The organism is Streptomyces sp. NPDC052109 (assembly GCF_040680195.1).
Classification (GTDB): Bacteria; Actinomycetota; Actinomycetes; order Streptomycetales; family Streptomycetaceae; genus Streptomyces.
Genome location: NZ_JBFAWF010000023.1, coordinates 64,364 through 77,731, shown reverse-complemented (window position 1 = coordinate 77,731; position 13,368 = coordinate 64,364). Strand labels below are relative to the sequence as shown.

The 13,368-nt window shown below is 72.9% G+C and carries 13 protein-coding genes; 7 read left to right on the top strand and 6 right to left on the bottom strand.

Annotated elements, in window-relative coordinates:
- Nucleotides 1-103: 103 nt before the first annotated feature.
- On the bottom strand, nt 104-1,747 hold the full coding sequence (locus AB0L59_RS33905) for an APC family permease (protein ID WP_365590493.1): 1,644 nt from the start codon (nt 1,745-1,747) through the stop codon (nt 104-106).
- A 214-nt stretch (nt 1,748-1,961) separates the two neighbouring features.
- Nucleotides 1,962-2,369, bottom strand: coding sequence for a CoA-binding protein (locus AB0L59_RS33900; RefSeq protein WP_365590492.1), 408 nt, complete (start codon nt 2,367-2,369; stop codon nt 1,962-1,964).
- 148 nt (nt 2,370-2,517) lie between these two features.
- On the opposite strand from AB0L59_RS33900, the gene AB0L59_RS33895 reads away from it, so the two are divergent.
- The 5 genes from AB0L59_RS33895 (at nt 2,518) to AB0L59_RS33875 (ending at nt 8,886) form a co-directional block, all read left to right on the top strand.
- Nucleotides 2,518-3,303 (top strand): hypothetical protein, encoded by a 786-nt coding sequence (locus tag AB0L59_RS33895; protein WP_365590491.1) that lies wholly within the window; start codon nt 2,518-2,520, stop codon nt 3,301-3,303.
- Nucleotides 3,300-3,842, top strand: a complete 543-nt coding sequence (locus AB0L59_RS33890; protein WP_365590490.1) for a histidine phosphatase family protein — start codon at nt 3,300-3,302, stop codon at nt 3,840-3,842. The genes AB0L59_RS33895 and AB0L59_RS33890 overlap by 4 nt, the downstream gene beginning before the upstream one ends.
- A 159-nt stretch (nt 3,843-4,001) precedes the next feature.
- Nucleotides 4,002-4,628 carry a YigZ family protein gene (locus AB0L59_RS33885; protein ID WP_365590489.1) on the top strand — a complete coding sequence of 209 codons (627 nt, stop codon included), beginning with the start codon at nt 4,002-4,004 and terminating at the stop codon, nt 4,626-4,628.
- Nucleotides 4,629-4,735: 107 nt separating this feature from the next.
- Entirely contained in the window at nt 4,736-5,899 is a 1,164-nt protein-coding gene (locus tag AB0L59_RS33880; RefSeq protein ID WP_365590488.1) for an exonuclease SbcCD subunit D, read from the top strand.
- On the top strand, nt 5,896-8,886 hold the full coding sequence (locus tag AB0L59_RS33875; protein WP_365590487.1) for an SMC family ATPase: 2,991 nt from the start codon (nt 5,896-5,898) through the stop codon (nt 8,884-8,886). The genes AB0L59_RS33880 and AB0L59_RS33875 overlap by 4 nt, the downstream gene beginning before the upstream one ends.
- A gap of 6 nt (nt 8,887-8,892) precedes the next feature.
- On the opposite strand, the gene AB0L59_RS33870 is transcribed toward AB0L59_RS33875, so the two are convergent.
- Nucleotides 8,893-9,339 (bottom strand): Lrp/AsnC family transcriptional regulator, encoded by a 447-nt coding sequence (locus AB0L59_RS33870; RefSeq protein ID WP_365590486.1) that lies wholly within the window; start codon nt 9,337-9,339, stop codon nt 8,893-8,895.
- Nucleotides 9,340-9,433: 94 nt separating this feature from the next.
- Here AB0L59_RS33870 and AB0L59_RS33865 point away from each other — a divergent pair, with 94 nt between their 5' ends.
- Together AB0L59_RS33865 and AB0L59_RS33860 are read left to right on the top strand one after the other, a co-directional pair.
- The gene (locus AB0L59_RS33865; protein ID WP_365590485.1) at nt 9,434-9,910 is read left to right on the top strand and encodes a rhodanese-like domain-containing protein; all 477 of its coding nucleotides are present in this window, start codon (nt 9,434-9,436) and stop codon (nt 9,908-9,910) included.
- A gap of 25 nt (nt 9,911-9,935) precedes the next feature.
- Nucleotides 9,936-10,451, top strand: coding sequence for an immunity 21 family protein (locus AB0L59_RS33860; protein ID WP_365590484.1), 516 nt, complete (start codon nt 9,936-9,938; stop codon nt 10,449-10,451).
- A gap of 22 nt (nt 10,452-10,473) precedes the next feature.
- On the opposite strand, the gene AB0L59_RS33855 is transcribed toward AB0L59_RS33860, so the two are convergent.
- Genes AB0L59_RS33855 through AB0L59_RS33845 form a run of 3 tightly spaced genes read right to left on the bottom strand, consistent with a single transcriptional unit; the run spans nt 10,474 to nt 13,361 of the window.
- Nucleotides 10,474-11,700: a cytochrome P450 gene (locus AB0L59_RS33855; protein ID WP_365590483.1), complete on the bottom strand. Its 1,227-nt coding sequence runs from the start codon at nt 11,698-11,700 to the stop codon at nt 10,474-10,476.
- 34 nt (nt 11,701-11,734) lie between these two features.
- Nucleotides 11,735-13,126 carry an FAD/NAD(P)-binding oxidoreductase gene (locus tag AB0L59_RS33850; protein ID WP_365590482.1) on the bottom strand — a complete coding sequence of 464 codons (1,392 nt, stop codon included), beginning with the start codon at nt 13,124-13,126 and terminating at the stop codon, nt 11,735-11,737.
- Nucleotides 13,116-13,361: a ferredoxin gene (locus AB0L59_RS33845; RefSeq protein WP_365590481.1), complete on the bottom strand. Its 246-nt coding sequence runs from the start codon at nt 13,359-13,361 to the stop codon at nt 13,116-13,118. Before AB0L59_RS33845 ends, AB0L59_RS33850 begins: the two co-directional genes overlap by 11 nt.
- Nucleotides 13,362-13,368 lie beyond the last annotated feature (7 nt).

Below are 13,368 nucleotides of genomic sequence, written 5' to 3'. Positions count from 1 at the left end.
GAATGGTGTTTCGGGGCGGACGGTCGAAGGCTGGGACGAACGCCGTCAGCCACGGCCCCGAGGCCGTGGCTGACGAAACGTCCCTTTCGGTGCGCTACGAATATCAGTGCGTGGGCACGTCCACGACCACGATCTCGTCGATGTCGCGCTCGATCTGCTCGGCCTCGGAGGCGGTCGCCTTGGCCCAGTAGTAGATGCCGAGCGAGAACGCCGCGATGAGCAGGATGTCCCACCACAGGGCGATGTGGCCCTGGCCGCCGAAGCCGCCCTGCCAGGAGATCAGGCCCATGCCGACCAGATAGGCGGGCAGCCACTGAGCGGCCCGGAAGTCCATCCGGGGCGCGTCCGGCAGGTTCTTCTTGTGGGCGTAGATGGCATAGCCGCCGAGCAGCACGTAGCCGAGGACGATCGCCATGCCGAGCCGCCACAGGGTGTCCCACCCGGCCCAGTAGATGATCAGGTTGGCCACCACGAACGACAGCGGGGAGAGAATCTTGCCGAACGGCAGTCGGTACGGCCGCTCGCGGTGCGGCAGCTTGTCGGCGAAGACGCCGTACGCAAGCGGCGCACCGGCGTACATCAGCACGCTCGCCGAGGTGATGAAGCCGACCAGCTTGTGCCAGCTCGGGAACGGCAGGAAGCAGATCACACCGGTCGCGAAGGACATGATGAGACCGAACCACGGCACGCCGCGCGCGTCGGTCCGCGCAAAGATCTTCGGGGCGTATCCGTTCTTCGCCAGGCCGTAGGAGACCCGCGAGGTGGCAGTGGTGTAGATCAGGCCGGTGCCGCCGGGGGAGACGATCGCGTCGAGGTAGAGGACACCTGCCAGCCACCCGAGGCCCACGAGGGTCGCGAGGCCGGCCCACGGGCCGCTGTCGCCCTTGAACGCGAGGTGTGCCCACCCGTGCGCGAAGCTGCTGTGCGGCAGCGCGGCGATGAACACGATCTGGAGCAGCAGGTAGATCACGGCGCCGATCGCCACCGAGCCGAGCGTCGCGCGCGGCAGGTCCTTCTTCGGGTTGCGGCTCTCGCCCGCCAGCTGGATGGCCTGCTCGAAGCCGAGCAGCGCGAAGATGATGCCGCTGGTGCTGATCGCGGCCAGCACACCCTTGGCGCCGAAGGGCGCGAAGCCCTCCGAGTGGAAGTTGGCCGGGTGGAAGTTTCCTACGGCGACGATGAAGATCGCGCCCAGAGGCACGGCGATCTTCCACCAGGTCGCGGCGCTGTTGGTGTGCGCCAGGGCTCGCACGCCGAAGAAGTTCACGCCGACGAAGACGGCCATGAGCACGATCGCGACCACCAGGCCACTGGCCGTCAGCGTCTTGTCGGCGTGCTGGAAGTGCTGCGCCCACGACCAGTGCCCGGCGTAGCCGATCATGGCCTCGACCTCGATCGGGGCCACCGTCGCGGCCTGCAGCCAGGAGAACCAGCCGAAGGACATGCCGGCGAGGCCGCCGAACGCGTAGTGCGGGTAGCGGGCGGTGCCGCCGGCCACCGGGAACATGCCGCCGAGTTCGGCGTGCACGAGGGCGAGCAGCACGATGGCCACCGAGCCGATCACCCACGAGATGATCGCCGAAGGGCCGGCCTGGATGACCGCGTCATGCGCACCGTACAGCCAGCCGGAGCCGATGATGGAACCCACCGATGCCCACATCAGGCCGATGAGTCCCACATCGCGGCGCAGGCCGCCACCGGTGTCGCTTGTGGCTACCGGCGTAGCAGCCTGGTCGACATTCGCCATGTCTAGTGGCCTCTCAGATCTATACGCAGCGTTAACGAGCAAGGAGGCCACAGGCTAGGGACGCTTTCCGAGTCAGCAAAAGACTGTTAACCAAAATTTGACCCAGGATCTTCGGTGTCTTGGGCCCACACTCGGTCACGGGGTTGTTACAGGTCAGATGCCTGGCCGGAATGTCAATATTCAGCTGGCAATTGTGAGTAGAAGGAAAGATTCACTAGCCCAGACGTGGAATTTCGATGGCCGGACACCGGTCCATGACCATGTCCAGTCCAGCCGCCCGGGTCCGCTCATAGGCGGCCTCGTCCACGACACCGAGCTGGAACCACACCGCCCGGGCCCCCTTGGTCACGGCCTCGTCGGCCACGGCGCCGGCCAGCTCGCTGTTGACGAAGACATCGACGACGTCGACCGTGAAGGGGATGTCAGCGAGGGAGGCGTAGCCCTGTTCACCGTGCACCGTCTCCGCCTTCGGGTGCACGGGCACGACCCGCTTGCCGAACCGCTGGAGCACCTGGGCCACCCCGTGCGCGGCCCGCCTGGGATTGGTGGACAGGCCGACCACCGCCCAGGTGTCGCCCAGCTCGGTCAGGATCCTGCGGATCGTCGTTTCGTCGCCGTACACGGCCGCCTCCTCGGGACTGCGGGAAACTGTTCCCCTGGGCAACAGCACCCCGGCGGGTCCGGATTCCCCCGCCCCGCCACTTCGCCACCATGTCCGGAATCGACGCAAGATGCCTGCCTACGACCCTTCGCCCGCCTACGCTCAGCCCGTGCTGCGCATCCTCGACGCCCGAACCGGTGAGCCCGTGCCCGCCCGCCGCGGCCCGACCCGGATCGAGGCCCGTGCCGACGGGCTCGATCCCACGGCCCTGCGGGTGCTGCTCACCGCCGACCTCCTCGTCCGCGCCCTGGAACTGGGCGGCACCCCCGTCTGGACGATCCTCACCGCACCCCACGACCGCACCGCACTCCGTACAGCCGCGACAGCCCTGACCATCCACCCCTTCGAGGACGCCCGCGACCTCACGCCGGGCCCGGGGACGGTCCAGGCGATCCAGGTGACGGCCGGGGCGGCGGACGCCTCCGGCGGGGGGCCGGTGGTGCGGGTGGCACCGGTGGAATGGAGGGGGGAGTGCCTGGCCGGGCGGCGAGCGGATCCGACCTCCGGTCACGCCCCCGAGTCCGCTCCCGACCCGGCACTCCCGGCTCTGCTGCAGGATCCCTCCGCCCTCCGGCTCGCTCTGCTCACCGTCCCGCGCGGCGAAGCCGTCCGGCTCGACTCCGCCCTGCTGGAGGAGGCTGCCGGACGGCTGGCCCGGTGGCGGCGGGCCGTGGCCGGGTGGGCGCGCCGGCCCTCGCGGCCCGTGCCCGACGAGGTGCGGGCGCGGCTGCGCTCCGCCTGGGAGGACGATCTCGACCTGCCCGGAGTGCTGGAGGTGCTGCGCGCCGTGGAGAGCGCCCCGGACCTCGCCGACGGCGCCCGCTTCGAGACGTATGTCTACGCCGACCGTCTGCTGGCCCTCGACCTCGCGCGCGACCTCGGGAGTCCGACGTGATCGCGCGGGCGGGCGCGGGCCCGCTGCGCCGGCTGGTGGTGCTGCGGCACGCGAAGTCCGCCTGGCCCGAGGGGGTCGAGGACCACCGCAGGCCGCTCGCGCCGCGCGGCCTGCGCGACGCCCCGGCCGCCGGACGCGCCCTCGCCGAGGCCGACTTCCTGCCCGACCTCGCGCTGTGCTCCCCGGCCGTACGCGCCCGTCGGACCTGGGAGCTGGCCTCCGCCGAGTGGGGCACTCCGCCGCCGGTGCGCTACGACCGGCGGTTGTACGCGGCCGGCGCACCGGAGCTGCTGGAGGTGGTCCGCGAGGCGCCGCCCGAGGTGGAGACGCTGCTGGTGGTCGGGCACAACCCCGGGCTGGAGGAGCTGGTCCTGGAGCTGGCGGACGACGGGCTGGACGACACACTGGAGCGGGTGCGGACGAAGTTCCCGACGTCCGCGATCGCCGTCCTGTCCTGGCACGGCACCGGCTGGCCGGCCCTCGGCCCCGGTACCGCCCTCCTGACGTCGTTCACAGTGCCGCGCGGCCGGAAGAGGTAGTGCCCCGGACGTCGTAGCGCTCCCAGGGGCGCGAGGCCGTGCCGACATGCGGCTGCCGCCGCGCGGGCGCGACCGACGGCGACGACGCCGCAGCGGCACGGCGCCGGATCGCCGCACCGCCCGTCTCGGCGCACCCGGCGCAGCGCCTACGCTGGCGGGATGCAGGACGAGTACCGCACAGTCGCCCGCGCCGGCGTGCACGAGATCGAGATCAACCGCTCCCGCTTCCTGTGCGCCCTCGCCCCGGCCGCCACCGAGCAGGGGGCGCAGGACTTCGTCGCCTCCGTGCGCAAGGAGCACGCCGATGCCACCCACAACTGCTGGGCGTACGTCATCGGTGCCGACGCCTCCGTCCAGAAGGCCAGCGACGACGGCGAGCCGGGCGGCACCGCCGGCGTCCCCATGCTCCAGATGCTGCTGCGCCGCGAGATGCGCTACGTCGTCGCTGTCGTCACCCGCTACTACGGAGGCGTCAAGCTCGGCGCCGGTGGACTCATCCGCGCCTACGGCGGCGCCGTCGGCGAGGCCCTCGACACCCTCGGTACGCTCACCCGGCGCCGTTTCAGGCTGGCCACGGTGACCGTCGACCACCAGCGCGCGGGCAAGGTCCAGAACGACCTGCGCGCCACCGGACGCGAGGTCCGGGACGTCCGTTACGGCGAGGCGGTCACCATCGAGATCGGGCTGCCCGACGCCGACGTGGACGCCTTCCGGGCCTGGCTCGCCGATGTGACGGCGGGCGCGGCGGGCCTCGAACTGGGTGGCGAGGCCTACGGAGATGCGTGACGTTCCCCCTTAATCGGGCATAAAGGGCGGCAAGTCGGCGGGTCGTGACGGGCTGATACGGGAGTAACCGCCCGTGATGTCAGACCCGGCCGTTAGTCTCGGGGATCATGAGACTCCTGCACACGTCCGACTGGCATCTCGGCCGGGCCTTCCACCGGGTGAACATGCTCGGGGCCCAGTCCGAGTTCATCGGTCACCTCGTCACCACCGTGCGCGAGCGCGAGGTGGACGCGGTGGTCGTGTCGGGCGACGTGTACGACCGCGCGGTGCCCCCGCTCGCAGCCGTCGAGCTGTTCGACGACGCCCTGCACCGCCTCGCGGACCTCGGCGTGCCCACGGTGATGATCTCAGGCAACCACGACTCGGCCCGCCGCCTCGGCGTCGGCGCCGGGCTCATCGACCGCGCCGGCATCCACCTGCGCACCGAGCCGTCGGCGGCCGCCACCCCGGTCGTGCTGGCCGACGCCCACGGCGACGTCGCCTTCTACGGCCTGCCGTACCTCGAACCGGCCCTGGTGAAGGACGAGTTCGGGGTGGAGAAGGCCGGACACGAGGCCGTGCTCGGCGCTGCGATGGACCGCGTCCGCACCGAGCTCGCCGGCCGCGCGCCGGGCACCCGCTCGGTCGTCCTCGCCCACGCCTTCGTCACCGGCGGCCAGGCCAGCGACAGCGAACGGGACATCACCGTCGGCGGGGTCGCCGCCGTACCGGCCGGGGTCTTCGACGGCGTCGACTACGTGGCGCTCGGCCATCTGCACGGTTGCCAGACCCTCACCGAGCGCGTGCGCTACTCCGGCTCCCCGCTTGCGTACTCCTTCTCCGAGGCCGACCACCGCAAGAGCATGTGGCTGGTCGACCTGGGCGCCGACGGGTCCTTGACCGCCGAGCGCCTCGACTGCCCGGTGCCGCGCCCGCTGGCCCGCCTGAAGGGCACCCTGGACGACCTGCTCGCCGATCCGGCGCTGGCCCGCCACGAGGACGCCTGGGTCGAGGCCACCCTCACCGATCCGGTGCGGCCCGCCGATCCCATGGCCCGGCTCGCCGAGCGCTTCCCGCACACCCTGAGCCTCGTCTTCGCCCCCGAGCGTGCCCCCGACGACCCCCAGGTGTCGTACGCCCGGCGCCTCGCGGGCCGCAGCGACCAGCAGATCGCCCACGACTTCGTCGCCCATGTGCGCGGCGCCGGGCCCGACGAGCGGGAGGCTGCCGTCCTGCGCGAGGCCTTCGACGCCGTCCGCGCCGACGACGCCGTACGGGAGGTGGCGCGGTGAGGCTGCACCGGCTCGACATCACCGCCTTCGGGCCCTTCGGCGGCTCCCAGAGCGTCGACTTCGACGCCCTGTCCGCCGCCGGGCTCTTCCTGCTGCACGGCCCCACCGGCGCCGGCAAGACCTCCGTCCTGGACGCCGTCTGCTACGCCCTGTACGGCTCGGTCCCCGGCGCGCGGCAGAGCGGTCAGGGCATGAACCTGCGCAGCGACCACGCCGAGCCGCGCACCCGCACCGAGGTCCGCCTCGACCTCACCGTCGCCGGCCGCCGCCTCGAGATCACCCGGCAGCCGCCCTGGGAGCGGGCCAAACTGCGCGGCACCGGCACGACCGTCGACAAGGCCCAGACCTGGCTGCGTGAGTACGACGTCACGACCGGCGCCTGGAAGGACCGCAGTCGCTCCCACCAGGAGATCGGCGAGGAGATCACCCAGCTGCTCGGCATGAGCCGCGAGCAGTTCTGCCAGGTCGTGCTGCTGCCCCAGGGCGACTTCGCCCGCTTCCTGCGCGCCGACGCCGAGGCCCGCGGCCGGCTCCTGGGCCGCCTCTTCGACACCCGGCGCTTCGCCGACGTCGAGAAGCGTCTCGCCGAACGCCGCCGCGCCACCGAGGCACGCGTACGGGAGGGCGACGCGGCGCTGCTCGCCGACGCCCACCGCATGCAGCAGGAGGCCGGCGACGCCATGGAGCTGCCCGAGCTGGCGCCCGGTGACCCGGGCCTGGCCGAGGCCGTCCTCGGTGCCGCCGCCGTCGCCCGCGCCACCGCCCGCGAACGCCTCACCGTCGCCCGCTGCCGCCTCGACGCCGCCGAGTCCGTCCGGGCCGAGACCCGGCGCGCCCTGGACGACGTACGCGAACTCGCCCGCCTGCAGAGCCGGTTCACCGAGGCCCGGCGGCGCGCCGAGCGGCTCCAGGAGCGGGCCGGCACCCATCGCGAGGCCCAGCAGCGCATGGAGCGGTCCCGCAAGGCCGAGGCGGTCGCACCCGCGCTGGAGCTGAGGCAGGCCGCCGAGGAGGAGCACCGCAGGGCGGCCGCGGCCGAGACGCGCACGCGGGGCGCGCTCCCCGGCTCCTACGCCGACGCCGGCGCGGGCGGACTCGCCTCCGCCGCCCGCCGGGCCGCCGAGGAGCTGGGCGGACTGGACGCGGCCCGGCGCGCCGAGCGGCGGCTCGCAGAGCTGACCGAGGAGCGGTCCGGGCTCGACCGCCAGGAGCGTGCCGACGAGGACGTGCTCCGCGAGGCCGAGGCCTGGCTCGCCGAGTGGGACACCACCCGCGCGGCGCTGCAGTCCCGCGTCGACTCCGCCCAGGAGGCCGCGACCCGCGCCGAGCGGCTGGCCGTCCAGCGGGATCCGATGCGCGGACGCCTCACCGCCGCCCGCACCCGGGACCAGCTGGCCGCGGACCTGGAGGACGCCCAGCGCCGGGCGCTGGCCGCCGCGCAGCGCGCGCAGGACGCCCGCACGCACTGGCTCGACCTCAAGGAACAGCGCCTCAACGGCATCGCCGCCGAACTGGCCGCCCACCTCAGCGACGGTGAGCCCTGCGCCGTCTGCGGTGCCACCGAACACCCGGCCCCCGCCCGCAAGGTCGCCGGGCACGTCGACCGCGAGACCGAGGAGCAGGCCCTCGCCGCGTACCAGCGCGCCGAGGAGCAGCACACCGGGGACGAACGGCGGCTCGGCGTCGTCCGCGAGGCCCTGGCCGCCGCCACCGCCGAGGCCGGCGACACACCCACCGCCCGCCTCGAAGAGGCCGCCGCCGAGTTGGAACAGGAGTACACCAGCGCCCGCCGCGACGCCTCCGCGCTGCACGTCGTCCACGAGGAGCTGCGGCGCGCCGAGCAGGAGCGCGAGCGGCGCCTCGCCGACCGCCAGCAGGCCGCCGTACGGGCCGCGTCCCGGCTCACCCGGCGCGAGTCACTGGAGCGTGAACAGGCCCAGCTGGAGACCGAGTTGACCCAGGCGCGCGGTGGCTCGGGCAGCGTGGCCGCCCGTGCCGCACAGCTGGAGCGGCAGGTGGCCCTGCTCACCGAGGCCGCCGACGCCGTACGCGCGGCCGAGGACGCCGCCCAGCGCCTGAAGGACGCCGACGCCCGACTGGCCGACGCCGCCTACCGGGCCGGATTCGACACCCCGCAGGCCGCGGCCGCCGCCCTCCTGGACGCCGCGGCCCATCGCGAGCTGCAGCACCGCCTGGACGCCTGGCAGACCGAGGAGGCCGCCGTCCGCGCGATGCTGGCGGAGGCGGACACCGCGGCCGCCGCCCAGCGCCCGTCCGCCGACCCCGCCACGGCCGAGCGCACGGCCGCCGCGGCCGAACTCCGGCTGCGCGAGGCGGCCTCCGCGCGGGACGCGGCCGGCCGCTGCTGCGCCGAGCTGGACCGCCTCTCCGCGCGCGCCACCCAGGCCGTACGGCGGCTCGCCCCGCTCCGCGAGGAGTACGACCGCGTCGCCCGCCTCGCCGCCCTCACCGCGGGCACCTCCGCCGACAACGAACGCAAGATGCGCCTGGAGTCGTACGTCCTCGCGGCCCGACTGGAGCAGGTCGCCGCAGCCGCGACCGCGCGGCTGCAGCGCATGTCGGGGGCCCGCTACACCCTCGTCCACTCCGACGACCGCACCGGACGCGGCCGCAGTGGGCTCGGGCTGCACGTGGTCGACGCCTGGACCGGACGCGAACGCGACACCGCGACCCTGTCGGGCGGCGAGACCTTCTTCGCCTCGCTCGCCCTCGCCCTCGGCCTCGCGGACGTCGTCACGGACGAGGCGGGTGGCGTCCGCCTCGACACCCTCTTCATCGACGAGGGCTTCGGCAGCCTCGACGACCAGACCCTGGACGAGGTCCTCGACGTCCTCGACTCGCTGCGCGAACGCGACCGCAGCGTCGGCATCGTCAGCCACGTCCCCGACCTGCGGCGGCGGATCCACGCCCAGCTGGAGGTCGTCAAGGGCAGATCGGGGTCCGCGCTGCGGCAGCGGGGGGTCTGACGCAGGTCAGCGGCCGAGCGCGCGCCGGGGCAGCGGTGAGGAGTACACGACGCTGGTGGTCACCGAACCCAGTGCGCCGATCTTCCCGGAGATCTCCTCCAGATGGGACATGGACCGGGCGGCGACCTTGATGACGAAGCAGTCGTCGCCCGTCACATGGTGCGCCTCCAGGATCTCGGGCGTAGCGGCCACCAGGTCGTGGAACGGCTTGTAGTTGCCGTTCGGGTACCGCAGCCGTACGAACGCCAGGATCGGCAGCCCGAGCCGCTCGGGGTCGACGACCGCCGCGTACCCCTGGATCACGCCCGCGTCCTCCAGCCGCCGCACCCTTTCGGTGACGGCGCTGGGCGACATGGAGACGGCGCGCGCCAGCTCGGCGTAGCTGGCCCGCCCCTCCCGCTGGAGGACCTCGAGAATGCGCCAGTCGGTGGCGTCCGGGGAATACACGGTCATCCCGGATGGATAGCAGGGGATTCCCGGACTGGACAAGGGGAACGCCGTGGATTCTCACTTCAGGGGCCGGACCGAGAGCCGTAGATTTCCCGTCATGATCACGAAGACCACCGAGAACCCCGTCCTGCGCATCGCCCCCGCCGCCCCCGCGGAGGCGGCCGCCTACTTCCGGGCCTGTCTCGCCTTCCACGCCGATGTCTCCGACGTGGCCGCCGCGCTCGCGGCCGGCGACGACCCCGGGTTCGTCCTCGTGGACTCCCGCTCGACCGAGTCCTGGGACCAGGGCCACATCCCCGGCGCCGTCCACCTGCCCACCGCGCTCATCCCCGAGCAGGCCGAGCAACTCCTGGACAAGGCCGTGCCGGTGGTGACGTACTGCTGGGGCCCGGGCTGCAACGGCGCCACCCGTGCCGCCGCCGCCCTCGCCGAACTCGGTTACCAGGTCAAGGAGTTGCTCGGCGGCTTCGAGTACTGGGCACGCGAGGGCTTCGCCTGCGAGACGTGGCGGGGGCGCGAACAGCGCGCCGCCGACCCGCTGACCGCACCCGTGGCAGGCGCGTGCGGCTGCTGACGGACGCCCGTGTAGGTTCTCGCCCATGGCTCGATACGCGGATCCAGGCGCGCTGGAGTGGGTGGAATCGGGCGGCGGCCCGCTGATAGCCGTCCCGGAGACGGTGCTGCCGTTCTGGGCGGGCGCCGACAGCGAGGAACTCGACACGGACTACGACCGGGCGTGCGAGGTCGACGGTTACGTCGGCCTGCTGCCCGTCGGAGACAGCGCGGCCCTGGTGTTCGGCGACGAACCCGCATCCACCTCCTACCTGCCCGACCACGCCACCTTCGTACGGTGGTCCGCCGCGCACTCGGAGGCGGAGCTGCTCGCCGGAGTCCCCGCCGCTCTGGACACGGCGGTGTGGGGGAGCGAGGTGCACTGGCGGGTGCCCGGCCCGGTGCTGCTGTTCGACTCGGCCTGGCCGGGCGGCAGCGCGGCGCGCCAGGAGCACCTGCGCATCCCGCTGGCACCGGGCTCGTACGCGGTGCGCGCCGCGTACGTCCAGCCCGGACCGGAGATCTGGGTCGGCCTGGTCCAGCTCAGACGGCTCGGCCACTGACCGACCGGGCCGCCGACGGCCGTCAGCGCAGACCGTCGAAGGCGACGTTCAGATTCCGGGGACCGCGCAGCACGGCGTTCTGCCGGTACGGCGGCGGGTCCTCCACCAGACGCGGATTCTCCAGCCGCCGAGCCAGTTCGGACAGGGCGGTCTGGGCCTCGAGACGGGCCAGCGGAGCGCCGAAGCAGCTGTGGATCCCGCTGCCGAACCCGAGGTGCTGGATGTCCTGGCGGTCCGGGTCGAAGCGCTCCGGGTCCTTGAACCGCTCGGGGTCACGGTTGCCCGCCGCCAGGACGAGCCAGATGGGTGAGCCCTTGGGAATGGTCACCCCGCGCACCTCGATGTCGGCGATGCAGGTGCGCTGCGGCAGGAGCTGCACCGGCGGTTCGTAGCGCAGCAGTTCCTCCACGATCCTGACCGACAGGCCCGGCTCGTCGCGCAGCCGCTGAAGGACCTCCGGGTGGCGCAGCAGCGTGAGCATGCCGTTGGTGATGAGATTGACGGTCGTCTCGTGGCCGGCGATGAGCAACAGCACCGCCGTGCTGAGCACTTCCATCGTCGTCATGGCGCCCTCCGGACCCCGGCTGTCCACCAGGTCGGACAGCATGTCGTCGCGAGGTTCCCTGGCGCGCTGCTCCACCAGCCCGTTCAGACAGAGCCCGAGCTGCAGCCGTGCCTCCTGAGCGGTCCGCTCGGAGTCGGCGCTCGTGCGGGTGTCGGGGTCCAGGCCGGCCACGATCGGGTCGACCCAGGCGCGGAAGCTGGGCTCGTCCTCGCGCGGCACGCCGAGCAGCCGGCAGATCATCGTCACCGGGAAGGGGTAGGCGAACTGGTCGACCAGATCGATCTGCCGCGCGTCCCCGAAGCCGTCGATCAGCCCGCTGACGGTCTCCCTCATGTCGCCCCGCATGTCGTCGATCCGGCGCGGCCGGTGCGGTGGCCCGAAGGAGCTGTTGGCGATCCTCCGCAGCCGGTCGTGCTCCGGCGGGTCGAGCCGGATGAAGCTCGGGGGCAGCCCGGTCGCCTCCGGCCCGGACAGCTCGTCGCCCCCGGCGGCGGTCACGTTGGCGGCGTCGGAGCTGATGCGCGGGTCATGGAGCAGGGCCTCGATGTCGTAGTAGGAGCTGATGACGTACGGGCCGTCCTCCTCGTGGAGAACCGGCGTCCTGCGGAGTTCCTCGTAGATCGGATACGGGTTGGCGCGGTTCGCGAAGTCGGTGATCTGGCGCAACATCGAGGCGTGCGGCATGACAGGTCCTTGAAGCGTCGGGGCCGGGCGGCGGTCAGTGACGGGCGGGGTGGAAGACCAGCCGCTGGTCGGCCGGTGAGTAGCCGCTGAGGGTCACGGTGGGGCCGTGGGTCGGCAGGGACGGGTCGGGGAAGTCGGCATCCACCGGCTGCCGGCCCTCGGGACGCCGGTCCACGGTGGGGAACTCCACCGGGAACGGCGCGCCCTGCTCGATCTGCCGCTGGTAGAACTCCAGCCACCGCGTCTGGTCGAAGGTCACGGCGGCCACGATCCGGCCCCGGTAGCCGTAGACGGCGGCGAACCGGCGTTCGGCCAGCGAGCCCTGCGTGATCATGAGCTGCTCGCCCATGGGCGGCACGCCCACCGACTTGATGTTCACGCCGAACATCGAGGACCAGAAGGCGGGCATCCACAGGTGCGGGCGCCGGTCGGCGCCGTGGCAGATCATGTTGTGCGCCGCCGTCTCCGCCTGCGCCACGGCGTTGCCCCAGTGCTCCAGCGAGAGGAACTGGTAGCCGAACAGGGCGTGCGGGGAGCGTGCCACGTCGCCCGCGACGAAGACGTCGTCGGTGATGATGCCCCGGAAGTCGAAGGCCCGGCACCCCGCGTCACAGGCGATGCCCTGGGGCCCCGCTCCGAGCCCCGACCCCGCGAGCCAGCCGGTGTTGCGCACCGACCCCAGCGACACGACCACGACGTCCGTCTCGACGGATGTCTCGTCGGACAGGTGGACGGTCCGCACCCGGCCGGCCCCGTCACCCTCGAGTCCCGTCACCGTGACGTGGGTGCGCAGATCGACACCGTGCTCGATCTGCAGGTCGGCGGCGACCGCGCCGATCACCCCGCCCAGGGCGCCCACCAGAGGCGCACCCGCACGCTCCGCCACGGTGACGGACAGGCCCCTCTCCCGGCAGGCCGAGGCGATCTCCGAGCCGGTGAACCCGGCGCCGATGACGAAGACCCGGCGCGGCCCGGCCTCCAGCCGCTGGTACAGATGCGCCGCGTCGTCCCGGGTCCGCAGCACACAGACACCGTCCAGCCGGGCCTCCTCCTCCTTCGGCCAGGGCCGGGCGCGGACGCCGGTCGCGATGAGCAGCCGGTCGTACTCCACCTCGTCCCCGTCGGCCAGCCTGACCCGCTTGGCCGTCAGGTCCAGGCCGGTCGCCGGGACACCGAGCCGCCACTTGGCGTCGACCTCCCGGCGGTGCGGCAGCTCGGTGCGGTGCGGGGACGCCATGCCCAACAGGACGGACTTGGACAGCGGCGGCCGGTCGTACGGCTCGTACGGTTCGTCGCCGATCAGGGTCAGCTCGCCGGCGAATCCCTCGGCACGCAGGGTCTCGGCGGCCCGCAGGCCCGCCAGCGAGGCGCCCACGATCACGATCCGGCCCTCGCGCCTGAGCCAGTCCACGTAGTCAGCGGGCATCGGAGGCCTCCTGCGCCGATCCGGCGCCCCCCTCGCCCACGCCGTCCAGCCCGTCCGCCGTGATCGCCTGCACCGGGCAGGCGGCGACGGCGCGGGCCAGCCGCTCGCGTTGCTCCTCGGGCGCGTGCGGGTTGTAGACCAGTGACTCCTCGCTGTGCATCGCGAAGATGTCTGGCGCGAGGAACGCGCACTGGGCGTACCCCTGACATTTGTTGAGATCGACGACGAGCCGCATCGATGGT